The 26,539-nt window shown below is 45.4% G+C and carries 17 protein-coding genes; 4 read left to right on the forward strand and 13 right to left on the reverse strand.

Features of this window, described 5'->3' with window-relative positions:
* Window positions 1-31: 31 nt before the first annotated feature.
* The 12 genes from R7E38_RS04750 to hemL all read right to left on the reverse strand — a co-directional run bounded on the left by R7E38_RS04750 (window position 32) and on the right by hemL (window position 18,774).
* A complete protein-coding gene (locus R7E38_RS04750; RefSeq protein ID WP_005380048.1) occupies window positions 32-1,951 on the reverse strand; it encodes a beta-N-acetylhexosaminidase in 1,920 nt (639 codons plus the stop codon).
* Window positions 1,952-1,959: 8 nt separating this feature from the next.
* Window positions 1,960-2,850: an N-acetylglucosamine kinase gene (locus tag R7E38_RS04755; protein ID WP_005380046.1), complete on the reverse strand. Its 891-nt coding sequence runs from the start codon at window positions 2,848-2,850 to the stop codon at window positions 1,960-1,962.
* Window positions 2,851-2,852: 2 nt separating this feature from the next.
* Complete coding sequence (locus tag R7E38_RS04760) at window positions 2,853-4,592, reverse strand: glycoside hydrolase family 9 protein (RefSeq protein ID WP_226083662.1); 1,740 nt, start codon at window positions 4,590-4,592, stop codon at window positions 2,853-2,855.
* Between the two features lie 63 nt (window positions 4,593-4,655).
* A complete protein-coding gene (locus R7E38_RS04765; protein WP_005380041.1) occupies window positions 4,656-5,651 on the reverse strand; it encodes an ABC transporter ATP-binding protein in 996 nt (331 codons plus the stop codon).
* 47 nt (window positions 5,652-5,698) lie between these two features.
* Complete coding sequence (locus R7E38_RS04770; protein ID WP_005380040.1) at window positions 5,699-6,682, reverse strand: ABC transporter ATP-binding protein; 984 nt, start codon at window positions 6,680-6,682, stop codon at window positions 5,699-5,701.
* A gap of 2 nt (window positions 6,683-6,684) precedes the next feature.
* Window positions 6,685-7,710: an ABC transporter permease gene (locus R7E38_RS04775; protein WP_017635901.1), complete on the reverse strand. Its 1,026-nt coding sequence runs from the start codon at window positions 7,708-7,710 to the stop codon at window positions 6,685-6,687.
* A gap of 2 nt (window positions 7,711-7,712) precedes the next feature.
* The gene (locus R7E38_RS04780) at window positions 7,713-8,699 is read right to left on the reverse strand and encodes an ABC transporter permease (protein ID WP_005380038.1); all 987 of its coding nucleotides are present in this window, start codon (window positions 8,697-8,699) and stop codon (window positions 7,713-7,715) included.
* A 170-nt stretch (window positions 8,700-8,869) separates the two neighbouring features.
* On the reverse strand, window positions 8,870-10,552 hold the full coding sequence (locus R7E38_RS04785) for an ABC transporter substrate-binding protein (protein ID WP_005380037.1): 1,683 nt from the start codon (window positions 10,550-10,552) through the stop codon (window positions 8,870-8,872).
* Between the two features lie 780 nt (window positions 10,553-11,332).
* Window positions 11,333-14,719, reverse strand: a complete 3,387-nt coding sequence (locus R7E38_RS04790) for a response regulator (protein ID WP_318081687.1) — start codon at window positions 14,717-14,719, stop codon at window positions 11,333-11,335.
* Between the two features lie 226 nt (window positions 14,720-14,945).
* Window positions 14,946-15,971: a 16S rRNA (guanine(1207)-N(2))-methyltransferase RsmC gene (gene rsmC, locus R7E38_RS04795; protein ID WP_033905578.1), complete on the reverse strand. Its 1,026-nt coding sequence runs from the start codon at window positions 15,969-15,971 to the stop codon at window positions 14,946-14,948.
* Window positions 15,972-16,047: 76 nt separating this feature from the next.
* Window positions 16,048-17,133, reverse strand: a complete 1,086-nt coding sequence (locus R7E38_RS04800; RefSeq protein ID WP_031779035.1) for an AI-2E family transporter — start codon at window positions 17,131-17,133, stop codon at window positions 16,048-16,050.
* A gap of 345 nt (window positions 17,134-17,478) precedes the next feature.
* Window positions 17,479-18,774: a glutamate-1-semialdehyde 2,1-aminomutase gene (gene hemL, locus R7E38_RS04805; RefSeq protein WP_005380032.1), complete on the reverse strand. Its 1,296-nt coding sequence runs from the start codon at window positions 18,772-18,774 to the stop codon at window positions 17,479-17,481.
* 246 nt (window positions 18,775-19,020) lie between these two features.
* Between hemL and erpA the strand changes: the two genes are divergently transcribed.
* From erpA to vmeK, 3 genes are all read left to right on the forward strand, one after another.
* A complete protein-coding gene (gene erpA / locus R7E38_RS04810; protein ID WP_005380031.1) occupies window positions 19,021-19,362 on the forward strand; it encodes an iron-sulfur cluster insertion protein ErpA in 342 nt (113 codons plus the stop codon).
* A gap of 105 nt (window positions 19,363-19,467) precedes the next feature.
* Window positions 19,468-20,580: an efflux RND transporter periplasmic adaptor subunit gene (locus R7E38_RS04815; RefSeq protein WP_054579091.1), complete on the forward strand. Its 1,113-nt coding sequence runs from the start codon at window positions 19,468-19,470 to the stop codon at window positions 20,578-20,580.
* A gap of 12 nt (window positions 20,581-20,592) precedes the next feature.
* Window positions 20,593-23,697: a multidrug efflux RND transporter permease subunit VmeK gene (gene vmeK / locus R7E38_RS04820; RefSeq protein WP_017820415.1), complete on the forward strand. Its 3,105-nt coding sequence runs from the start codon at window positions 20,593-20,595 to the stop codon at window positions 23,695-23,697.
* A 64-nt stretch (window positions 23,698-23,761) separates the two neighbouring features.
* On the opposite strand, the gene R7E38_RS04825 is transcribed toward vmeK, so the two are convergent.
* A complete protein-coding gene (locus R7E38_RS04825) occupies window positions 23,762-25,054 on the reverse strand; it encodes a peptidoglycan DD-metalloendopeptidase family protein (protein ID WP_005386530.1) in 1,293 nt (430 codons plus the stop codon).
* A gap of 130 nt (window positions 25,055-25,184) precedes the next feature.
* Between R7E38_RS04825 and tyrS the strand changes: the two genes are divergently transcribed.
* Window positions 25,185-26,372 (forward strand): tyrosine--tRNA ligase, encoded by a 1,188-nt coding sequence (tyrS, locus tag R7E38_RS04830; protein WP_005380061.1) that lies wholly within the window; start codon window positions 25,185-25,187, stop codon window positions 26,370-26,372.
* Window positions 26,373-26,539 lie beyond the last annotated feature (167 nt).

The raw sequence follows: 26,539 nt of genomic DNA on the forward strand, positions 1-26,539 counted from the left end.
TCAAGCGTGATGTTTCGACATCAGTTTTGTATTACTTCCACGGTTTACGGTAATTCACTCCCTGCAAATCAAGCAGAGGTAGATGGCCTTTCAAGCGTGATAAATAGTCGGTCCAATCTCGGTGTTGTTTGTCTGTCCAACATGCTTCTGCCATTGCAGTTAAACGAGGGAAGATCATGTAGTCCATGCGAGGTTGGTTATTGATAATTTCGCACCATAATGCTGTTTGAATGCCCCAAATGCGCTTACGTATTGGGTCGTCAGCAGGCACTTCAGCGAGCGGCTCGTAGTTGTAAGCTTTTTCTAGTGGCAGTGGGTTTGCCCAGTCCACGCCCGGTTCTTCAGGTGCGTAGTCTTGGGTCATATCTAGGTAAGTGGTTTGTGCTGGTTGCAGCACCACATCAAAGCCTTGGCGAGCACAGTTCAAGGCCGCTTCTTCGCTTAGCCATGAGTAGATCACCGTATCTTTACTGACTTTGTCGCCGTGTTGAGCTTCTTCCCAGCCCAGCATGCGTTTGCCCAATTTACGAAGTTTGTCTTCGGCATAACGCAAGAAGTGTCCTTGCAAATCTTTGTAGTCGCTGTAACCCAGTTGTTCCATTAGTGCTTGGCATGCTGGGCTTTTTGACCATACGCCGTTAGGTACTTCGTCGGCACCAATATGAACGTAAGGCGCAGGAAAAAGCGCAGAGACTTCTTCTAGCACTTTGTCGATAAATTCATAGCTCCCCGGCAGAGCTGGGTTAATGACGTTGTCGTTGTAATGCTGAATACTGCGGTATTCGGTGGTATCTTCCGCTTCTACCAATAGGTGTGGTAACGACTTGATGGCGGCTCGGCAATGACCAGGTACATCAATTTCAGGAATGATGGTGATGCCGCGTTGCGATGCAAATTCGATAACGTCTTTGATGTCTTCTTGTGTGTAGAAGCCGCCGTAACGTTCATCAAAGTGCGTGTACTGTGGTTCATTGATCTCATCCAATCCGCGCCAAGCACCAATATCGGTCAGTTGAGGCAGTGATTTGATTTCAATTCGCCACCCCTCATCGTCGGTAAGATGCCAATGGAACGTATTGAACTTGTAATGAGCCAGTTGGTTGATCAAGCGTTTGACTTGCTTAACGGAGTGAAAATGACGAGCACAATCCAGCATCATACCGCGGTAACGAAAACGTGGCCTGTCCTTGATTGAACAGCAAACTACTTCCATTGAGTTAGGTTGATCGCCAACTTTGATTAGTTGTAATAACGTTGCACAAGCATGGGTAAAACCAGACGAAGATCCTGCTTCAATTTTGATTGACTCTTCGGCTACTTTCAGTTTGTAAGCGCCTTCATCCAAGGTTGGGTTGCCTTTGAAGATGATCTGACTGCCATTGTCTGATGCGAACTCAAATTGGTGAATGCGCTTAAGCTCATCAAGTAGCCATTCTTTAGCTGAATTGGCCAGGCTTGAATAAACCGCGACGCCAGCATGATGATCAAAGCTAAAATAGTGATCGCTGACCTCAATATGGTTTGGTTTTGGCAGCAAGGGCTGTGCATGGGTTAAACTTGCAGGAATCTCACTGCGTTCACGGTATGGTGAAGCTAATACGATAGGCGTGACATCCACTTGTGCGCGCTGTGGGTTTCCATCAACGACAAAGTTGATCATCGCTTCGTTAAAGCCATCCGAGTAATAACGGAATGGGTTCGAACCAATACTGAATTCACAGTAATAGTGATGGTTGGCAGCCAGTACCACCCCTTCTGGCTTAAGTGTGCAAAAACTACCAATTTGAGTCAGTTGACCATTTGAAACGCTGTCTGGAAGAATGTAACGATCGAAAGCGAAAGTTAAGCTCCAGCTGTTTAGGTCTTGGTCGCTCAAGTTATGAAAGGTGAGGCCAAAGCGGCAGTTTTGTTTCTGCTCAGAAAGGACTACGAGATCAACACGATATTCCATATCTACTCCTACGCCGCACTGAGCGAGTAAAGGTTATGTTCTGGTTTGCCAGCAAACATAATTGCGCCTTCAATCGCGTCAAACTGTGGCTCAACAATCCATTGCTGAACTGGTGGTGAAAGCCAACGTACAATGCGTTCAGCTATGCTGCCCATTAAACAAATACGTGTTGCGCCGCGCTTGTTTAATGCCACGAGAAACATTTCTATATCCGCTGCGGTTTGCTTCAGCATTTCAATGGCCAGTGCATCGCCTTGTTCCGCATGTTGGAAAATAGCCGGAGAAAACTGCCCATAATCACGAGGAAGCGCCTGTTTTGACCACGCCACCACGTTGTCGACCTCATTTTCGAAATGCGTCATAACGTGTTGTGCTAGGGGCGTTTTTTCTCTGATGCCATCTTCAGCTAACAAAACTTGCTGAACTAGGCGTAGCCCCATCACTGCACCGCCACCTTGATCCGAAATAGGGAACTCACGACCACCGACAACGTGTTGCTCCAATCCGTTAAGGTAGATGCCACAAGAACCGGTTCCCGCAATCATGATTGCGCCATCTTCGCCATTGTGCGCACCAACGCACGCACCGTAAGCATCGGTATTCAGAGTCATACTGGCAAATGGATGAGGAAGAGACATGAAGGCTTGCCAAGATGCTTTGTGCTCTGCGCCAGCAAGGGCTAAGCCGACGTGCATCGACGCGAAATCTTGTTGTGTCAGACCGCCTTGCTCGGTAGCCGAAGTGATGGATTCAAGAATCGAAGCCATTGCTATTTCAGCACCTAGCATGATGTTGGCACTGCCGCTTTTGGCCTCGCCAAGAAAATTACCTTGTGAATCTTTAATCCTGGCTCGACATGACGTGCCGCCACCATCGATACCGACAAAATACATTCCCATGATTATTCTTCCTTCATATTTTTAGAGGTCGCCAACTGAGAAACATGCTGAGCTTGACTCATTATCGCGAGTAAGTACCAAGCGCCATGCGGGATCCATTGTTCGCCCCAGCGCCAGTTTTGTAACACGTCTTCTTTTTGTGCAGGTGGGTTAAATGCAATGTCTTCCTCGTCTTCAAAGCCGCCAGTGATTCCGTTACACACGCCACCTTTTGCGTTGAAGAAACCATATTGAGGGAGGTAATCAGGGTTGTTACGACCATGGCCATCTAGCATGCACATGTCGTATGGGTTTAAGCCTACAACCCAGTTCAATGCATCTTGAGCAAACACAGAAAGTTGTTGCTGTACTTCTTGCGACGCTATATGCGGTTGAGCAAGGTACGCCATGGTCGCGAGTGAGCCCAGTCGAGCATTCTCGCCTTGCCACCAATAGCCGGATTCATTGTTGTGTGCGACAAAAAATGCCTCGCGTTTTGACTCATTTACGCCTTTAACATATTGGCGAGGGTAACCGAATGGGTTGATCACTTTATTCGATATTGTGATCTCAAACTCACACGCTAGGTTGACGATACGTTTTACCGATTCCGCTCGTGCTGAGTCGTCTTCAATTGATAGATATTCGCATAGGGCAATAACTGGTAGACCAGCTTCGGCTGCGTGAAAATATGGACGGCTGCCGTCTTGGTTTGCTGACCAAAAGTGTTGAATCTGCTCGTCGCTCATTTGGCGTGCAACTAAACGTTGCGCCCACAAACGGCTCTCTTCCAAGTAGCGAGTTTCTTTGGTTGCTTTAAACAGTTCTACACAAGCCAGTAGCGCACAGTATTCGTCGATAATGTTTTCTTCCCCATCATTGAGGTACTGCGTATTGTGCTCTTTTAAGTGCCAGTAACCATTTTCGGCAGCGTTGCGGTATTTTTGTTGATCGTATTCACCGTGAACACTTAAACGCGACGCTGCCGCTAGCGCTGCAATGGCGACACCGCCACCTTGTCGAAAGCCTGCTTGATAGTCGTCAAATTTGTGACCAAGTTGAGTTTCGTACGCGCAAATCTCGCGTTGCGCAGTATCTTTGCTCCACTTGTCAAAGACCGTCATGTAGAAAAAGCCTTTTTCGTTTTGCATACGCACAAGAAAGTCTGCACCGAACAGGGCTTCTTCAATCAGACGTGTACGTGTGAAAGCTGCAATGTCTTCGCTTCCTTCAAGCAATGAAACCCCTTTTAGGATGTTCCAAACCACCATTGGGGTTTGTTGAGGATTCAAATAATTCGCGTATGAAAGGTGACTTAAATACTTGCTAACGTCTCCTGATGCGTCGTACCAGCCGCCGTGTACATCAACCTTTTTATTGGAGTTTAGTACTGGAAGTTGTCGATCTTGTTTATCGAAGATCCCGCCGCAACGTTGCGATTTGAAGTAGTGGATCACATCTGACAAAGTTTGATCCAACAGAATGTGTTCGCCAACGATGAAAGAGGAAGAGCACGTATCTTCTACTTGCAAGAAATAGTCACCTGACGTTGTGAAAGAGGAAAAGTCGATGAGGTAGAAATAGCCCTGATGCCAGTTCGCCACTTTACCTTGTTCTTCAACCGCAAAAGTTGCCACGGTTTGCTCGCTAGTGGCACAAATCAATTGAGCAGTGTAAGAAGACAAGTGTGGTTGTTCGGTCTGGATAATGGCTTTCTTTGGGCCCAGACGTTCATAACCAATGTGGTTAGTCAGTAGCAGCATTCAATGTCTCCGGGAAACGATAAAAACAGGAATGGGTCAGGCTGAACCTGACCCTCGTTATGATTAATCTTCAAATAAGTAACAGCGGACAAAGTGGTTGTCGGACAGTTGAGTGACGCCCGGTAGTCGTTCGCGACATTTGTCGGTAGCGTGTACACAACGTCCAGCAAATGGACAGCCGACAGATTCTGGTGTCCAAAGTGGGATTTCCCCTTTGTTGCCTTTCAGTTTCTCGTGAATAGACTTCGATGGATCTGGAACCGCAGATACCAACAGTTGCGTATATGGGTGTTGAGGATCGTGAATGATTTCTTCAGTATCGCCCCATTCAACCATGTGACCTACGTACATGACCGCGAGATCTTCAGCAATGTAACGCGCTGTTGCGATGTCGTGAGTGATGTAAAGCAGAGACATTTGTTTCTCGAACTTCATCTCTTCCATCAAGTTCAGAACACCGGCACGGATTGATACATCGAGCATCGATGTTGGCTCATCCGCCAATACCACTTCAGCACCAACTGCGATGTTACGAGCTAGGTTTACACGTTGACGCTGACCGCCAGATAGCTGGTGCGGGAACTTTTGCGCCGTTTCTTTTGGTGGAATAAGACCAACTTGTTCAAGTAGGTCGTACACACGCTCTTCCAGTTCTTTCTTGTTGCCCGGTGCTACTTTCTTATGAATCAGCAGCGGGCGCGCAATATGGTGGAAGATATTGTGCGTTGGGTTTAGCGAGCCAAACGGGTCTTGCCACACCATTTGTACACCTTCACGGTAGGTCATTAAATCGTGACGAGAGGTGATGTCTTGGATATCACGACCTTTGTATTCAATGATGCCATCGGTTGGTGCGTACATTTTTGCAATCATTTTTGCAGTAGTAGACTTACCTGAACCAGATTCACCTACCACTGACAAGCCGCGGCTCTTGTACATTTTGAAAGAGACGTCGTTGATTGCGCGCATCTTAGATTGTTTGATTGAGTTACTGTTTAAAGGGAAGTCCTTAACGACATTTTTACCCTCAATCAGCAGTTCGCCGAATTGTTTGCTCATAATTCTCTCCAGTGTAATTTTTGTTCTTAGCTAGCGTTTTTTTGTTGTTAAACCTTAGCTTGAGCAATGGTGTCGCCGTACAAATGGCAATTTGAGAGGCGACCTGGTTCAATTTGACGTAATTGGGTTGGTACACGTGTACATGCTTCATGTACGCGATCGCAACGAGCTTGGAAGCGGCAGCCCCGTGGTACTTCTAGCAAGTTCAACGGGTTACCTGGAATACCAGTCAATTTGGTCTTTGGTCCAGTTAGTGGAGGGAAAGAGCTACCCAAACCTTTGGTGTAAGGGTGGTAAGGACTTTCCAGAATTTGCTTAGAAGGCGCGACTTCAATCAACTCACCTGAGTACATGATGCCGATACGATCCGAGAACTCGACCATCAATGACAAGTCATGTGTGATGAACAGAATTGAGAAACCAAACTCTTCTTTAAGCGCGTAAATTTTTTGTAGAATTTCACGTTGAACCACTACATCCAATGCGGTAGTCGGTTCGTCCATGATGATCATTTTTGGGTTCAGAGCCAAAGCGATTGCGATTACTAGACGTTGACGCATACCACCAGAGAACTGGTGCGGGTAATCACTCAATCGGCTAGGGTGGATATCAACGATTTCCAGCAGACCTTCAGCGCGTGTTTTTGCTTGAGCGCGAGTCATATTGGTATGACGCATGATGACGTCACAGAACTGCTCTTCCATGGTTAGAACAGGGTTCAAAGCGTTCATCGCACTCTGGAATACCATCGACATTTCACTCCAGCGGAACGCTTGCATGCGATCATCGCTGTACTGAAGGATATCTTCACCGTTGAAGATAACCTCACCACCTGTGATAAACGCTGGTGGCTTATGAAGGCGCATTAGTGAGAAGGCAACAGTGGATTTGCCACAGCCAGATTCACCAGCCAGACCGAATACTTCACCTGGTGCAATGTCGAAGCTCACGTTGTTACAGGCGCGGACATCGCCCGCGTCTGTGATGTAGTCTACGCATAGGTTACGGATGGAAATTAGTGGTGCAGTCATGATTATTTATCTCCGCTCCATAGTGCATTTTGTGGTGCCAGTTCAGGCTCACGCTCTTTCTTGTCTTTTGCTGCTAGTTTTTTCCAGCGTTTCATGCCTTTGTGAGAACGAAGTTGAGGGTTCGCAATTTCGTCAACGGCAAAGTTCAACAGAGCAAGACCAGTAACCAGTAGTGTTAGGGCAATACAAGGTGCTAGTACTTCCCACCATGCGCCAATCAGCATGGCTGATGAGGTTTGCACGTTGTAAAGCATGATGCCCCAACTGATCGTGTTGGCATCACCCAAACCTAGGAACGAAATGACCGCTTCAGTGTTGATCGCCAACATTACTGAGCCAATGAAGCTCGCACCGACAATTGGGATAAGGTTTGGTAAAATCTCAACGAAGATGATGCGGAATGAAGACTCTCCCAATACTTCGGCAGCTTTAACGAACTCTTTCTCGCGTAGTGCCATAGTTTGAGAGCGGACAACACGTGCACCCCATGCCCAAGAAGTACTAGCGATAATCAAGGCAATGGTGAGTGGGCCTGCTTCACCGATAAAGGCCGCCAACACGAATAGCAATGGATACTGCGGGATTACTAACATGATGTTCATCGCGGCACTCAATACGTCATCCACTTTACCGCCGAAGTAACCTGCCGATATACCAATGACTGTTGCTAAGAAACACACGATGATGCCAGCACCAAAGCCTACACCCAGTGATACTCGTGCACCGTAAGCCACCTGCGACCAGATATCGCGACCCATTCGGCTAGTACCTAATACGTGGTCGGCCTTTTTAGACATAAGCAGTGTACGACGATCGTCTGCTAGGTTTTTAGCGACCCAACCATCAGGGTTGTTTTGTGCCTGTTTTACAACAAAGCTTGGGTATTCGTGTGGGTTACCGGTTCGCTTGTCTGGCGCATGCTTTGTAAGTAAAGGAGCGGCAATCGCAACGAACACGAACAGCGTAACAATGCCAAGACCAATGCGAGCAAATGCGTTACCTAAAATAAGTTTGAATAGTTCTTTCATGATTATTTGCCTCCCGTACGTAGGCGAGGGTCTAGAATCATGTACAGCATGTCAGCCATTAAGTTGAAGCACAGCATGAACATCGTCATGATAATTAACTGACCTTGAAGTACTTGGTAGTCACGAGCGTGAATTGCGTTCAATAGAACAGTACCTAGGCCTGGGTAGTTGAAAATCATCTCGATGATTAATTGACCTCCAATGGCCATACCTAAAGACATAGACAGTGCGGTAACACTTGGAAGTAGTGCGTTACGTGCGGCGTAATTAAAGACGACGCGGTTTTCACTCAGCCCTTTACCTTTAGCCATCGTGATATAGTCTTCGGCGAGAAGGTTGATCATGTTGTTACGCATGTTAACTAGGAAGCCACCAATTTGAACGATGGTTGCACAGAATAGAGGTAATACAGCGTGGTAACCCACGTTCTTGATGAACTCCCAGCTTGTCCAATCAGGAATAGTACCTGGCGTGTAAGCATAGCCAGATGGGAACCATTTCAGGCCAATCGCAAAGGTAAACAGCGCTAACATTGCGATAACCATTTGTGGAATAGCTTGAATGATCAATGTACCAGGCGTTACGAATGCATCGTACTTACTACCGCGCTTCCAGGCGGCAAAAATACCAAGGACAGAAGCGATGGAGAAAGAAAGTACAACCGCAGTACCAGCTAGAAATAGTGACCAGCCAAATGCACTACCTAGTAAAGAATTAACTGAAAGTGGGTAGAACTGGATTGAGGTGCCCAATTCCCAACTTAGAATGTTTTTAATGTACGAGAAGTACTGAATGTAAATTGGCCCATCAACGAAACCGAGCAGTTCTTTCATTGCTGCGATTCGTTCTGGAGTCACCTGTACTGAAGCATTAGCAAACATCATGGTAACTGGGTCACCAGGCATTGCTCGCGGAATAATAAAGTTTAACGTCGCTGCAACTAAGAGCGCGACAAGATAGAACGACAAACGTCTTAAAAAATAACCCATAACTCACACCTTACTCACCCAGATTTTTTCCCTGTTTCTGGTTTCAGGTCGCTCCTAGCGAAATTTAGAGCGAAAAATCCCCTGACGACGAGCGCCACATATTGGTTTCGTTAACAAGGGATTTTTATAGGCGGCACACGGGATGTATGCCGCTTGAAATGAACTTCTACTTATTTAACTGGTTTTAGGTCCAGTACGTGAAGTAGACGCTCTGGGATACCTGCCCAAATGTTTGGACGGCCCTTAGGGTTTTCTTCGTTCCACCAACCAGTGAAGCGAGTTGTGTTGTATTGGTACATGTACGCGCCAGATAGCACAGGAATAGTTACTTGGTCCTGAGCAATGATCTTCTGAATGCCATGAGCGATCTCTAGCTGTTCTTGCTTATCTGCTGTCTTGTAGAAGCTGTTAAGAAGACCGTCTAGCTTATCGTTCTTGTAGAAGTGCATTGCAAAGCGAGGCATGCCGTCACCAGCTTGTAGCTTCGAGTTGTAGCCACTATCCCAGTACAAGTGTGGATCTGCACCGTGGAAGTAGTTGGTGTAAGCAACGTCGTAAGTACCTTCTAGCATAGCTTGGTTGTATACCGAGAAGTCCGGTGTACGAGCACGAGCTTTAATGCCCACTTCTGCTAGTTGCTCAACGGCTAGTTGTACCGTGTTGTTGAAGTCAGTCCAACCGTTTGGTGATTGAATTAGAAGCTCGAAAGACTTGCCAGATGGTGTATCCACAAAGCCATCTTTGTTTACATCTTTGAAGCCAGCTTTAGCTAGAAGCTTTTTCGCACCTTCCGCGTTGTATGTGTTGTAGCCTTTGTACTTGTTGTGCGTCTCTTCATCAGACCAAGCTTCAAATGCGTAGCCAAGGCCAGATGCGAAGTCGTTCACTGTACCGCCGCCGTAGAAAGCGATATCAATGATAGTTTGACGGTCTAGCGCCATAGAGAACGCACGACGGAAGTCAACGTTAGTTAGTGCTTCGTTTTTCGCAGCGTCTGGGTTTTTGAAGTTCACTACAAATGCTTGAGTACCCGCTGGTGGGTACCAGTAGTGGTGATTCGGACTTGCTGCAGCGTACGTACGGTCGATGTCTGGTACGAATGAAGACGTCCAGTCCATTTCGCCGTTAACGATTTTGCCCAAGAATTGGTCGTTGTTCGCGATTTGTGGCACACGCAGACAATCTACATCTAGGTTGTCAGCATCCCAATAATTCGGGTTCTCACACTGGATATATAGCTGCGGTGTGAAAGTGTCGATTTCAGTAAATGGACCACTGCCTACTGGATTTTCGTTTGTGAATGTTGCTGGATCTTTTACTTTGCTCCATACGTGCTTAGGTACGACTGGTACTTTCGCAATTTCGTAAGGAACGTTTGAGTTTGCTTCGCTTAGACGGAATTTAACTTGGTAGTCGTTAACTTTTTCTACGCCAGTCACCCAAGAGTTGATACCAGATTGGTCTAGCTCTGGCTTCTCTTTAACTAGGTTGAAAGAGTAAACAACATCATCAGCGGTAAACGCTTTGCCATCAGACCATTTTACGCCCTTACGGATATCGAAGGTTACGCTCATCAGGTCATCAGCCATGGTAAAGTTTTCTGCTAGACGAAATACAGGCGTGTTACCGTGCATTTCGTTAAAAACAACGAGCGGCTCGTAAATAAAGTCGGTTGTTGTGTGCAGGTTAGTTGCACCCAAGAAAGGGTTAAAGTTACGAACGAAAGTTGTAAACTCTTTAGGGTGGATAGTCAGTTCACTGCGTTCAGCCGCAGTAGCTACCGATGCAAAACCTGTAGTAGCCGTTGCAATAATTGCTGTTGCTAGTGCTGTTTTTTTAATATTGGCAAGCATAGCTGTTCCTTACTATTTGCTTTCATTTCACTAAATGGAATTGAATGTCATCAATTGATAAACACTCTCTAAGACCTACCTCTTGTACATGCCTTACTCATTACAACATTGAGTTTCGCCAAGAGTGGCCTGTAGGCCTTAGGCAGGAGTAAGAAAACACCTTATCCATAAAATAATCAAACTTGATTCCCGTTAAAAACGTTAAAATCTCTGAGCTCTCCGTTATAAACGTTATTTTGGCTAATTTTAACCAGTAGAGGGACAAAAAATAAACGTTGATATGCGTCGCAGTTTATATCCTTGTTAATAATGAGTGTTGGTGATTACTAACCTGGTGATCCATTTAAAATATACGTTTCTTGCTTGGTTTCTAGGTTCGGAGATCTCGCTCACATGCAGAAATGGTGTTAATTAATCAGCTAAAAATTAATCTGCCGTTCTGTTGTGATTAAGTTCGCAATCTCTATCAATAGTTCGTCAAAATCCGCTTGTTATCTGAAAAATGGCCTTTTTTATCGACAGTTTTCTTCCGTTTGTCGTCCTTTTTTTATTGTGTGAATGAAGTTTTTTGGTTGCTCGAACTTACCTAATTAAGGCCAGTTAAATGGATAAGATCGTACGTTTTGAAGACCAACAATAGATAGCGATGTCTAACCGAATGTTCGTTATTGGAAATATGTTAATGGGGTAGGAAGAGGCGGTCTCTTTTATCTCTAGGAAGGGAATACTCGAATAACAAAAAAGCCCAGCATGCACGCTGGGCTAGTTTTTTGATAAATATTAGCTGGTCAATAGTCGCTGTAGTTTATCTCGTTGTGCTTCTATGTATGCTCTCTCGGGGCTCTGTTCTTTGCAGTGTTCGAGAATGAACTCTATCGAGCTTAGCACCGTTCTCCAACGTGGTGTTTTGGGTAATGTTTCTATACGCATGTATTTATCTAAGGTGCGTGTTTGCAAAGTACTACGGTCTAGATAAACGCGCCACAAGCCACTTTGCTCTGCAAATGCGAACTTACTTTCACCCGTTACAGATTCCCAATACTCTAAAGCATGTGTCATTGCGTCTACTAGAACTTCTCGCATAAGTTCTTGCTTGTCTTTTTTATTACCGAGCGCTTTGTCTGCAAGGCGCGTAAATTCTCCGCCAAGCTCTTTTAGCTTTTGCAATTGGTCTTTGTCACCATCAAATGCATAACTTGAAAGCACTTCTACGGCGGTTTCTAGATTATGTATGCGAGCGGCACTGGCTCCACCGCCGACATTAAAGATGTACATGATATCTAACCCTGAACCTTCAGGGAGCTTAAGAATGTCTGCTTCGATGTTCTGACGAATATCTTCAATATAGATATCAATCTTGCCACAGTAATGAGGTTGTTTGACGGTCAGATATTTAGGGGCAATCAGCTCATCAGCAGATGAACGCTTTAGCTGTTCTAAGCTGCGCTTGAATAGCTTACAAGCAGCTTCGTTAGCAAAGCGAATACGCTTGTCTTCACGTAGACAGATGATAGCTTCAGGAGCCGATTCTAGCTGTTCCAACAAACGACCTTGAGTCTCAAGTAAGCTTGCTTCAACGACTGCACGCTGTCTAAGTTCAGACTCTAGCACTTTGTTTTCCATATGGCGCATTTCTGCTTTACTTGCCGTTAAATGCGCTTGGATACGTGCCGCCAACTCTTGTTTATTAAATGGTTTCGATAAATAGTCGTTGGCTCCTGCCTCAAAACCTCTTACACGATCTTCTGTTTGACTGAGTGCGGTGAGCATAATGATTGGCAACTCGGCATGATCATAGGTTTCACGTAGTTCACTACAAACTTGGTAGCCGCTCATGCCTGGCATCATGATATCCAATAACAGAAGTTCCGGCTTCTCTTGCTCGACGAGCGCTAACGTTTCTGGCCCATCGGAGACAGTACGCACACGATAGCCCTCTAAACGTAAAAAGCTTTCAAGCACGCGTAAGTTTACTGGTTCATCGTCAGCAACATACAGTAACGGGCCGTCTGGGTTCTCTGGAAGTGATAAGTCTTCACTGTTCTCTACATTAACTTCAGGAATTTGGAAGTGCCCGTGCGCAGCTAGAGTCTGGGTTGCTTGGATTTCTTCTTCACTGGCGAGCGGTAAAGTGAAACTGAAGGTAGTTCCGACCATTGGTTGGCTACTGACGTATAACGAGCCTCCCATTAATTCGATCAATTGACGGCTAATGGAGAGCCCAAGTCCTGCACCTTGACGATAACGGCTCGCGTCTTGCCCTGCTTGGATAAGTGGTTCAAAAATATGTTCAAGTTGTTCTGCGGGAATTCCTTGTCCAGTATCCACGACTTGTACGCGTACATGATCATCTACCACATTAGCGGAGATAACAATTTTACCTTCTGAGGTGTATTTAATCGCATTGCCAATCAGGTTATATAGCACTTGTTCAAGGCGTTGCGGGTCAGCTGACACTGCTTTTAAATCCGCTGGGACTTGGTTGATGATGCGGATGGTTTTACTTCCAAGTAAATGGCTAGAAAGCTCTAAAACCAATCGTGTTGCACTGCCCAAACTCACTGCTGATTTCTGGATATCCATGCTTCCATAACGCATTTTATGATAATCCAACAAGTCATCGACTAGATTAGCGAGACGCTGACCACTTTTAATGATGATATCAAGCTGATATTTCTGGCTAGCGGGGATCGCGCCATTGGCGCCGGACGCTAAGGTTTCAGCAATCCCGACCATGCCGTGTAACGGTGTACGAAGTTCATGAGAAGTCGTGGCTAAGAATTCATCTTTTAATTTATCGGCCAATTGCAGTTCTTCATTCTGTTTTTGAATGATCTGTATGTTGCTTTCTAGTTCTTCATTTTGCTTCTTAATGGTTTTAATCTTCTCTCGAATAGAGCGTTGCATTCGTTCAAAGCTTAACGCAAGCCGACCAATTTCATCTTTACGAACAGTATTAAAAGACGTGTCATCAAGATCACCTGCAGAGACCTTTTCGGCAACCCAAGTCAATTTCAGCAACGGAGAAGTGATAAAGTTTGATAAATAGTGAGAAGCGATCACCACAAGGATAATGGCGATCAACATAGCGATAACGAATAGTTTTTCGAGTTGATGGATACGAGCGAAAGCTTCGTTTTCTGGTAACTGTACGACGAGCGCCCAAATCACACCACGAGTTTCAATCGGTGCATAAGCCGCGATGATCTCTTCACCTAAACCGTTTGTGTAAGTGCCGACACCAAATGCACCAGAGAGTGCTTTATCGATCACTTCTAAACTGTTCTTAATATCGTCTTGTTTCGTGTTAATTGTGCGAGGTTGGTGATCATTTCCAACCAGCAAGGTGTTAATTGATGACTCTCGGTTGGCGTCTGCGGCTAACTTAGTGATGCCATTATTTGGCAAGCGGAACATGGCATAGCTGTGTAGATAACCTTGCTGAACAATTGGTGCACCTAGCCAAGCGACTGATTTCCCCCCTTCCAGCTCGAAGTCAGACACAATCACAGGAGTGTAGTCTTCGTTTACTTTTCGACGTTCAGTCACATCATCGGCGAGACGCTTGAAAGTTTTGCCAAGTGCCGAGTCTTTGTAGGGGCCTGATAACAAGTTCGTTCCGTAGTTATCGTCTTTGTTGATCGAGTAGGTGACGTTACCATTGATGTCGACCAGCAAAATGTCATTAAAATCAGAGCGCTTGAGGAGCTCTAAGTAGGCCCAATGATAGCGTTTATGTAAAAGCCGGTAACGTTCACTTCCTACATAGTTGGATGACTCGGGTAACGTTGAGGTTTTGATTTGGTCTCCGCTGCCCTCGATGTAGCGCTGTTGGGCGTTTTTACGAGACTCTTCAATATCATTGCCTAAACGACTAAAAGCATTGACGAGACCGTAGAATCGGCCACCACTGGCGTAAGCCAACTCTGAGCGCACAAAGCCCATGACTTCGGTTTCTCGTGCCTCAAAGTAGTCGATGATTTGCTGCTGTTTTGTATCTCGAACAGACAGTAAGTGCGAGGTGCTTTGTTCTTGCAGATCTTTACTGTGGGACTGCAAGAAAAAGATCGCAGTAATGGTAAGAGGTGTGATACTGAGCACCAGAAATGCGGTCATCAGTGTACTCTGAAGGCGCTTAAATTTCTGTTTTTTGTAGAATTTAAACATGGATAAGATTACAACTCATAATGGGCAGTTCTAAAACATACTTCGCTGCCGAGGTTCTCGTTAAAAACGGATAAGATGTTCAACTAGATAGAATTAACAAAATTAACGAGTTTTTTTTCTTTGACAAGAAAGTTAGTTGTAAAGCGTGCAGGGTGACGCAGTTTTTCTTATGAGTGTTGAATTTATGAGAAAAAATCGCGCAGGTTTGTGCCCGCGCGGGGGGAAGTTATGATTTTTTCGCGTAGTAGATAGAAAATTTATTGGTCTTATTTAGCGTCTCGCAATTATTAAACGCCCGCTCGATAATTGGTGGGTATTTTAAGAAACTATTCGCGACAATCACCATTTCGCCGTCTTTGGTTAAATATTGTGGTGCCTGACCCAACAAGGTTTCCGCTGCGTTGTAATTTGTGTCTAGACCACTGTGGAATGGCGGGTTGCTGACGATAAAGCGGTAGTCTTTTGCGGTATCCGAGTATATATCTGATGCAAATACGCGTCCGGATAAACCATTCGCTTCTAATGTGGCTTGGCTAGAAGTGATCGCATAAGCATTAATGTCACACATCTCAATCGCGATCTCTGGATTCGCTTTCGCCATAAACGCACCGAGTACACCTGCACCACAACCAAAGTCGAGCACTTTGCCCGACAGCTTAGGTAAGGCTTCAAGCAGCAATCGGCTACCTAAGTCGAACTCGCCATGGCTGAATACGCCAGGTAGGCTCTTAACCGCTAGCGACTGCTCACCGAGTGTAACAGTGTAAGACTTAAACCAATCTGCTTGGTTGAAAGGTTTTGGTTCATTGAGGCAATTACCCCAGTAAAATGAGCAGCGACGAGCAGAGTCGTACTTGTTCACAGGGCCGTATTCTTGGAACATCTTCTCGATGCTCTTGATGCCGGAGCGGTTTTCACCAACGATGACGATTTCGGTGTTAATGCCCAGTTTCGCCATCAACATCGCCAGCAAGTATTCTGCTTCGGCTTTTGCTTTTGGCCAGTATAAAAGGACCATGTCTGCTTTTGTTTCAACATCAAACACAGAGCCAAAATGACTTTTCACTTTGTCAGAGGTTTGAATTTGGCGGTAGTAGCTATAGTTGGAAGTAAACACTTCAACAGACTCACAATGAGCCACTAACTCAAGAGGAAATAGGTCTTCAACTTCACCAGCGACTAAAACGTGTTTTCCGTTGAAGTATTCAAGTTGGCGCTGAGCTATTTGGCTAGGAGCGATATAAGCAGACATAAATTTGGTTCATCAGAAATAATTTGGGGCAGATTTTCGCACAATCCGCCCCAAGCTTGAAGTGATTAAGCGGTGACTAGCTGTTGTCTTGTTGGTTAAGGAAGTCTTTGAATTCTTCCTCGTAGATATTAAACAGTACCATGGTCACGGCAAAAATAAGTGGGCCGTAGATAAGACCAATCAAACCAAACAGATGCAGACCACCCAGTAATGAGAAGAAAATCATAAGGGTATTCATGCCGGCGCTGCCTTGCATTAGCAACGGACGTAATAGGTTATCTATAGAGCCAACGATAACTACACTCCACACCGTCAAGAAGATAGCCCAAGTCATATCGCCTGTTAAGAACAAGTACGCTGCTGCAGGAATCCAGATTAGCGCGGTTCCTACCACTGGAATGAATGATGCAAAGCCCATCATTGTTCCCCAAAATAACCCAGGGAAACCGGCGAGCCACATACCGATACCGCCAGCCAAACCTTGAGCAATCGCTGTCATGAATGAGCCCATTACGGCTGATTTAGAAACTTGCTCTATCTCTGTCAATATGCGGTCTTCTTGGCTACGTGAGAGTGGCAGGATATGACGAATCGCAGAGATAATTTTGTCGTGGTCACGAAGCAGAAAAAACAGCACAAACAGCATTAGGAAGAAGTTCATTAGGAAGTTGGTTGCGTCTCCTAAAATCTTTGCGCTGATAGCGACTAAGTTAGAGCCAAACGATGTGGCAAATTGCCCAATTTTCTCAGCGATGGCTTTGGGCTCGATTTTATCAAAAGGTAAGTACTCATTAACAATCGCTAAGCCTTTGATAACGAAAGGATGTTGGAATATATCTTGGATACCACCATTGGTAACCCAATTATATGTATTTTGTGAGAAAACAGAGCCTTGCTGAACAATGGCGGCAAACACAAATAAAAGCGGGATAACAATAATAAACGTCAAGACGACACATGACAGCAGTGCCGCCATATTGGGGTGCTTGGGAATTTTCTGCTCAAACCATTCGTGTATCGGAAACATGAGCAAAGAAATGATAAAAGCCATCACAATTGAATTGATATATGGCTCAACCAATAAGTAGCAAGCAAAAGCAGCGGCGAGTAAAGCAACCATTAGTACTCGGTGACTCGACGTTATTTTTACATTATTTGGCATGGTATTAGTCCAACTTACAGGTGACGTTTACGGTTTATGCCTTCAATGATGGCGTGTAACCTTTATTACTTTGCACTCTTAACTCTTTCAAGCTTATGACAATGCCGAATTAGAGCAGGGCGATGTACCTTGCTATAATGACTACAAATCAGTCGGTTATCAATCAAGAGATGAGCTATGGGTTGTTGCAACGGTGATAAAAAGTGTCAAACCGAGAAAAAAGCTAAGCGAATACCGTGGTTTGGCATTGTCGTTGGGGTATTAGCGATATTGGTTATTTTGAATTGGCAATAAAAAAGGACCGTTACGGTCCTTTTCTAAATGCGTTATCGACGTTTTTAGCGATTACTTCGCTTCTTCTGCAAGAACAGCAAAACAGCGGTCAGCAGCTTCTAGTGTGGCATCAATCTCTTTTGAACCATGAGCGAGTGAAGTAAAGCTCGCTTCAAACGCAGATGGCGCAAGGTAGACACCGTGTTTTAGCATTAAGTGGAAGAAACGCTTGAAGCGTTCTACATCGCACTTCGTTACGTCTTCGTAGCAAGTTACTTTTTCTTGGTCAGTGAAGAAGAAGCCGAACATACCGCCCACTTGGTTAACAACTAGCGGAATACCGTGTTTTTCTGCTAGAGACTTAAAACCTTCAGCAAGTTGTTTCGTTTTAGAAGCTAGGCGCTTTTCGTTGCCTTCTTCTTTTAGAAGGTTCAAACATGCGTAGCCTGCTGCCATTGCGACAGGGTTACCGGAAAGGGTACCAGCTTGGTAAACTGGGCCTGTAGGTGCAACGTATTGCATCACTTCTTTACGGCCACCGAAAGCACCTACTGGCATACCGCCACCAATCACTTTACCCAGTGTCGTTAGGTCGGGTTTGATGTTGTAGTGTGCTTGCGCGCCGCCTAGAGCAACACGGAAGCCTGTCATTACTTCATCAAAAATTAGTAGCGCGCCCTCTTGATCACAGATTTCACGTAGCCCTTCGTGGAAGCCTTCCACTGGTGGAATACAGTTCATGTTGCCAGCTACTGGCTCAACGATGATACAAGCAATTTCGCCTTTGTTAGCAGCAAATAGCTCGCGTACAGAATCTAGGTCGTTGAATGTTGCTGTTAGCGTGTGCTTAGCAAAATCTGCAGGAACGCCAGGAGAGCTTGGTTGACCTAGTGTTAGTGCACCAGAACCTGCTTTTACTAGCAAGCTGTCAGCGTGGCCGTGGTAACAACCTTCAAATTTCATGATCTTGTCGCGACCGGTGAAGCCACGTGCAAGGCGAATCGCGCTCATCGTAGCTTCAGTACCAGAACTTACCATGCGGATTTGCTCCATTGATGGAACAAGCTCAGAAACTAATTCTGCCATCGCGATTTCAAGCTCTGTTGGCGCACCGAAGCTAAGACCGCGTTGCGCTGCATCAATTACTGCTTCGCGGATAACCGCGTGGTTGTGGCCAAGAATCATTGGACCCCAAGAGCCAACGTAATCAATATACGCTTTACCATCGGCATCAAAAATCAGTGGACCGTCTGCTCGTTCGATAAATAGCGGAGAGCCGCCAACGCCGTTGAATGCACGAACTGGTGAATTGACACCGCCAGGGATGGTTTGCTGAGCTTTTTGATACAGCTCTGATGATTTGGTCATGGGGTTATCCTCTTTTGATTGCTCGGACCAAGTGGAGCGCATTGTACCTAGCTATAATCAAGTTAGAAACGTTTTGCTTAATTTATGTGTTGTTTCGCAGTGTAATCTTATATATCCGCATCTGTTATAAAGAATCGGCGGCGAATACTTGAACGAGTTTGTCAGGTATTGGATAATCGTCTCAATTAGCACAAATTTGACGTCTTGCTTCAGGCTTGACGCATTACACGAGTGAGAGAGGTCTTCGTGAGCGAAGTAAACGTACCATTATCTTTTTCTGACGCAGCAGCATCTCGCGTTAAAGCATTGATTGCTGAAGAAGAAAACCCAGCATTGAAACTGCGCGTATACATTACTGGCGGCGGCTGCAGCGGCTTCCAATACGGCTTTACTTTTGATGAAAATGTAAACGAAGGCGATACGACAATCGTAAACAGTGGTGTAACACTGGTTGTAGACCCTATGAGTCTGCAATATCTCGTTGGCGGTATTGTTGACTACACAGAAGGGTTGGAAGGAGCGCGCTTCTTCGTAAATAACCCCAATGCAACGACAACATGTGGTTGTGGTGCATCGTTCAGTGTGTAATTAACACCTAACAGGCAGCTAATGGCTGCCTGTGCTTTATGTAGAAGGATGTCACGTAAAGCACACGCTCGCAGATATGCAGAGAAATAATAAAAAGGACTTTATATGTCTGGACTTTCTTTTGGACGCCGAATTGTCGAGCGCCCTTGGCTAGTATCTCTTATCCTCGTCTTACTTCTTGTTGCATGGCTAACCATCGGCCAACTCAAAGCACAAGATGATCATCCTAACTCTTCAACATCCACGAACACGACACCACTTGCAAAGGTGATGTTTGATACTTTTCTTGCCGAACCTACCAGTAAAACCATTGAATTGTATGGACGAACAGCGCCCAATCGTCAAGCGCGTCTTGGCGCCGAAGTTGCAGGTAAAATAGTCAGTCTTAACATAAAGAAAGGCCAAGCGGTCAAACAGGGACAAGTGATCGCAAACATCGATAAGCGCGACCTTGGCATTCAACTTAAACGGGCCCAGGCGATGCTGTTGGTTAAAGAAAAAGAGTTTAATGCAGCTAAATCGCTAAAAAGTCGAGGACTGCAAGGTGAGGTTGCGTTTGCGACAGCGCAAGCAGCGTTGGTAGATGCACGTGCGAATTTGAGTAACGTGCAAACGGCTTTAAGAAATACTGAGGTTAAAGCGCCATTTGATGGCATCGTAGATCACCACTTTGTTGAGTTAGGTGATTTTGTCGGGATTGGCGATCCTATTGCGACGGTCATTGATTTGGATACTTTAGTGATTGAAGCCGATGTCAGTGAACGGCATATACAATACCTTAAGGAAGGCCTAGAAGCCGACGTAAGAACCATTAACCAACAGCATCATCAAGGTCGTGTGCGCTACATTGGACGTGTTTCTTCTGCTTCTACTAATACATTTCCAATTGAAATCGAAATTGATAATCAAGACGCAAGAATTCCTGCTGGTATGAGCGCAGAAGTACAGCTACCTTTGAGTGAAGTGTTGGCAGTAAAGATTACGGCTGCCATGTTAGCACTCGATGAAGAAGGTAACTTAGGTGTCAAGACACTGCGTAATGAGCATGTTGAGTTTGTTCCAATTCAACTCGTTAAGGCCGAGGATGATGGTGTGTGGCTCTCTGGGTTAGGAGAGCGTGTAGACATTATCGTGCTGGGACAAGGTTTTGTGCGAGATGGTGATCAAGTACTGGCCAATAAAGTTGATGACGTAGTTATTGAAGCGGCTAATGAGTAGTAAGGAGCACCTATGTACACTCTGATTGATGCTGCGTTATCTCGCGCTCGCACCATGCTGACATTGTTGGTGATGATATTAATTGCCGGTGTCATTACTTACGTCACAATCCCCAAGGAATCGAGCCCTGATATTACCATTCCTATTATCTACGTTTCTGTTGGGCATCAAGGCATTTCTCCTGTCGATGCCGAGCGTTTATTGGTTCGTCCAATAGAGCAAGAGCTGCGTTCAATTGAAGGCGTAAAAGAGATGACCTCTGTGGCATCAGAAGGTCATGCTTCGGTGACGCTGGAATTTAGTGTCGGAGTGGATCTTGATAAAGCGATGGCAGATGTGCGTGATGCGGTTGATCTTGCGAAGCCAAAATTACCAGAGGACAGTGATGAGCCGACGGTAAACGAAGTCACGTTTGCATCTGAAGAGCCTGTTTTGACCGTTGTGCTCTATGGCACCGTACCAGAGCGAACCATTGTTCAGATTGCCAGAACGTTACGTGATCGTTTGGAAAGTTTCCGTCAGGTTCTTGAGGTTGAAATCGCAGGAGATCGCGAAGACATCGTGGAGATAGTTGTCGATCCGCTATTGATGGAAAGCTACGGTCTCGATCAAGCGGACATCTATAATTTAATTGCCTTGAATAACCGAGTTGTGGCTGCGGGGTTTGTCGATACTGGGTATGGACGCTTTTCGGTAAAAGTCCCATCGGTTTTTGATTCACTGAAAGATGTGCTTGAACTACCGATCAAGGTGAATGGCAAAGAGGTGATCACTTTTGGCGATGTGGCGACAGTACGACGTGCATTTCGCGATCCTGAAAGTTTTGCTCGTTTAGATGGCGAATCTGCCATCGTTTTGGACGTAAAAAAACGGGCAGGGGAAAACATCATTGAAACGGTTGAGCTGGTAAAAGAAGTACTGGCTCTGGGACAGAAGCGCGCCGAGTGGCCCGACAATTTGCAAGTTAAATATACTTGGGATCAATCCGACGATGTCAAATTGATGCTCAGTGATCTACAAAACAATATCTTATCCGCAATTATCCTCGTAGTTATCGTCATTATTGCCATATTGGGGGTTAGGACCGCGCTTCTCGTGGGGATTTCTATTCCAGGATCGTTCTTGACTGGGTTGTTGGTGTTATCGGTATTTGGGCTGACGGTCAATATCGTCGTACTGTTTGCTTTAATTATGGCAGTAGGCATGTTGGTGGATGGTGCCATTGTGGTGACAGAGTTTGCAGATCGGCGCATGCAAGAAGGAACGCCACGTAAAGAAGCCTATCGAGATGCAGCAAAGCGAATGGCCTGGCCTATTACTGCATCCACAGCAACCACATTGGCTGCGTTTGCTCCGTTACTTTTCTGGCCAGACATCACTGGTGAGTTCATGAAGTACTTACCACTTACTTTAATTGCTACTTTGGCCGCTTCGCTGATGATGGCTTTATTGTTCGTTCCTGTCATCGGTGGGATCATTGGCAAGCCTCAAGTCGTCAATCAGAAAGCTCAGCGAGAAATGGTGGAGCTGCATAACGGCAACTTTGAAAAAGCGACAGGCATTACCAAGCTTTATTACCAGACTCTGTCGGTAGCGATTCGTCATCCATGGAAAGTCTTACTCAGCGCGATACTGCTAGCGGCAGGTGTCGGCTTCACTTACAACAAAGCTGGCTTGGGTGCAGAGTTTTTCCCTGAAGTGGACCCTGCCTTTTTTACCGTTAAAGTTCGTTCTTATGGTGACTTGTCTATTCACGAAAAAGATGTTGTTATGCGCGAAATCGAGAAGGTGATGCTCGGTCATGACGAGTTTGAAAGTGTCTACACGCGCACAGGATCGAGCGATAATGGGGACGAGATTGGCCAGATTCAAATAACGCCTGTGGATTGGCAGTATCGACGCAAAGTGAAAACCATTATTGAGGAACTAAAAGAGACGACAGACCGCTTTTATGGTGTTGAACTTGAGTATAAATTCCCGGACGCAGGACCGCCTGTCGAGCATGATCTCGTGATTGAAGTGTCATCACGAAATTTGAGTGTTAGTGCGTTAGATGAAGCAGCCAAAAAAGTACGACATTGGGCTGATGGTAATCCTGCACTGACCAACTTGAGTGATACCACTAATAAGGAAGGGATTGATTGGCAAATTGATATCCAGCGAGATGACGCCTCTCGCTTTGCAGCGGATGCTACTTTAGTCGGGAATACCGTCCAGTTTGTTACGAACGGCTTGAAAATAGGCGATTATTTGCCCGATGATGCGGATGAAGAAGTCGATATTTTGGTGCGCTATCCGCAAGATAAGCGCGACATAGGTCGATTTGATCAACTGAGAGTGAAAACGGCAGCTGGTCTGGTACCGATTACGAATTTTGCTCAAATCAAACCAGATCATAAGCAAGACACTATTCGTCGGGTCGACGGTCATCGAGTTATCAATATTAAAGCGGATATGGTGGAAGGTTACAATTTGGCGCTTGAGTTACCTAAGATTGCCGCTGGAATGGAACAGCTCGACTTACCGGAAGGCATTGAATATAAGATTCGGGGTCAAAATGAAGAGCAGGAAAACTCATCAGCATTCTTGCAAAATGCTTTTATTGTCGCGCTTGGTGTGATGGCTTTGATTTTAATTACGCAGTTTAATAGCTTTTATCAAGCTTTCTTAATCCTTAGTGCAGTGCTGTTTTCTACCGTTGGTGTCTTCGCCGGGTTACTTATTTTCCAAAAGCCATTTGGCATCATTATGTCGGGAATTGGAGTGATTGCGTTGGCTGGTATCGTGGTAAACAACAATATTGTTTTAATCGATACTTATAATCAGATGCGTAAACGTGGCTTAGAAAAATCTGAGGCTATTTTGCGTACGGGTGTGCAGCGTTTAAGACCCGTTTTACTTACGACGGTGACCACCATATTAGGCTTATTGCCAATGGTGTTAGAAATGAACATCGACTTAGTTAATCAGAAAGTGGAGTTTGGCGCACCAAGCACTCAATGGTGGTCTCAGCTTGCGACCGCTGTCGCGGGTGGTTTGGCGTTTGCGACTTTGCTAACGTTAGTTCTGACCCCGTGTTTGCTGATGCTCGGGAGAGAGCATCACTCCGAACAGTAAGCTTTATCGTGATGATATCGACAAAACAAAAAGGGCAGCTTCGCTGCCCTTTTCAATACCTGGCTTACTTCATTGCTAGCAGTTTGCTGTAGCGTTCAAGCTTGTCCATGCTAATTTTCGCGTTTGCCATGAAAGTTTGTCTCGCTTTGCCTGTCAGGGATTTAGATTGTGGCAAATTCACCGTGCGCGGGTTTTTATGGACACCATTCACAAGGAACTCATAGTGCAGGTGAGGGCCAGTTACACGGCCAGTTCCGCCAAGCGTACCAATGGTTTGGCCTTGCTTAACGCGTTGACCAGCTCGTACAGTACGTTTGGTTAAGTGCAGGTACTTGGTAATGTAAGTATTGCTATGTTTAATGAAAACGTAGTTACCATTAAATTTGTTGTAAGACGATTTTTGAACAACGCCATCACCAGCCGCCCAAATCGGGGTGCCCACTGGTGCCGCATAGTCCGTGCCTCTATGAGGGCGAACGCGTCCCGTAACTGGATGTAAGCGGCGTGGGTTGAAATTAGATGAAACTCGACGGAAATCCAACGGCGCGCGTAAGAATGCTTTTTTCATTGCACGCCCATTTTCGTCGTAATACTTGCCACTTTTCTGATCCAATATTGCGGTAAAGGTATCGCCTTGGTTTTTAAAGATCGCAGCAATGATTTTTCCACGGCCGATTACTTCACCTTCTACCACTTCCTCTTGGTAAAGTACTCGGAAGCTGTCGTTTTTACGAATATCTAAAGCAAAGTCGATGTCCCAACCAAATATGCCAGCCAGTTCCATGATTTGGTTACCATTTAATCCAGAAGATATTCCTGCATTCCAAAAGTTTGATTTGATGGTGGCTTCTGCGTAGTTGTACTGGAAGTCGACTTCTTTCTTATCAACTTCAGAAACGTACTTGCCGTCTTTTAATGTGATACGAAAAGTCTCGAACGCGCTTAGTGTCCTTCTTAGCTGCACCAAGTCGTTATTTTCGTCAAAACCAAATTGCAATCGGTCACCAGGTCGAAGCCGAGTTAACTGTTTTTCCACTTCTTTGTCTGATGAGACCAGTTCATGTAATAGACGAGCAGAAAGTCCTACGCGACTAAATAAGATGGCAGCACTCTCGCCATTTTTTACTTTGTATGTTTCCCAGCGCAGCACGGCAGGAACCGCAGGCGATGAACTATTTAGTGCACTGAGTTCGAGGGAAACTGGCACAGGATAATGTTGACCAACTTTTAATCGGCTCTGCTGCGGGTCTAGGTCTTGCGGATCAGGTAAAAAGAATAGCGCGAAGATAATCAGCGCACTAAAAAAACCGATCAATACTTTGTGCAAGAGTGGAAGTCGGACAAAAATCGAATGCATGAGGTACTTGATTGCTAAATTAAACGGAAAAAGTGACAACTACCTAGTCTAACGTGTTTCAAAATGCATCGCTATTCAAGTAATATGTTCAGCTATTATATTTTTGCCAAATCTGTGGGAGTGAACAAGAATGGCGAGCATTGAAGCTGCACTAGCCGAGATTAAGCGCGGTGTTGAAGAGCTGATTCCAGAAGAAGAGCTAATCGCAAAACTAAAAGAAGACCGTCCTCTACGTATTAAATTGGGCGCTGATCCAACAGCACCTGACATTCACCTAGGACATACGGTTATTTTCAATAAGCTTCGCTTGTTCCAAGAACTAGGTCATGAAGTGACGTTCCTAATCGGTGACTTCACTGCAATGGTTGGTGACCCAACAGGTAAAAACACAACTCGTCCACCGCTAAGTCGTGAAGACGTATTGCGTAACGCTGAAACGTACAAAGAGCAAGTGTTCAAAATTCTCGATCCTGCAAAGACTAAAATTCAGTTTAACTCTGAGTGGCTGTCTGAACTGGGCGCAGAAGGTATGATTCGCCTTGCGGCAAACCAAACCGTTGCTCGTATGCTAGAGCGTGACGACTTTAAAAAGCGTTACGCGGGTGGTCAGCCAATTGCTATTCATGAGTTCATGTACCCACTTCTACAAGGTTGGGACTCAGTAGCAATGGAAACGGATGTTGAATTAGGTGGTACAGACCAGAAGTTCAACCTTCTAATGGGTCGTGAACTGCAAAAGTCTCACGGTCAAAAACCTCAGGTTGTACTGATGATGCCGCTTCTAGTGGGCCTTGATGGCGAGAAGAAGATGTCTAAGTCAGCAAACAACTACATCGGTATCAGCGAAGCGCCAAGCGAAATGTTTGGTAAAATCATGTCTATTTCTGATGACCTAATGTGGAGCTACTACGAGCTGCTCTCTTTCCGTCCTCTGGAAGAGATTGCTCAATTCAAAGCTGATGTAGAAGCGGGCAAAAACCCTCGTGACATCAAAGTATTGCTAGCAAAAGAAATTATTGCTCGTTTCCACAGTGAATCCGATGCCGATGCAGCAGAGCAAGAATTCGTAAACCGTTTTGCGAAGAACCAAATTCCTGATGAAATGCCAGAGTTTGACTTTGACGCAGGTCGCCCAGTGAGTAATCTGTTGAAAGAAGCAGGCTTATGTCCATCATCGTCAGATGCGATGCGCATGGTTAAGCAGGGCGCTGTGAAGATTGATGGTGAAAAAATTGCGGACAGCAAATTTGCTCCAGAAGCGGGTACTTACGTGTTCCAAGTAGGCAAACGTAAATTTGCTCGTATTACTATTCAGTAATTCATAATGACTGCAAATGAAAGCGTCCGAAGGGCGCTTTTTTTGTATGAAAATTTAGCAAAAACGGCAAAGTAAAACTTCCATACCTGATGAACTTTGCTACTATACTTGCGCTGCCAATAATGGCAGCGCTATCGGAGATTTACATGAACAATACCGACCATCCT

Source organism: Vibrio sp. Vb2131 (assembly GCF_033338535.1).
In the GTDB taxonomy this organism is placed as follows: Bacteria; Pseudomonadota; Gammaproteobacteria; order Enterobacterales; family Vibrionaceae; genus Vibrio; species Vibrio alginolyticus.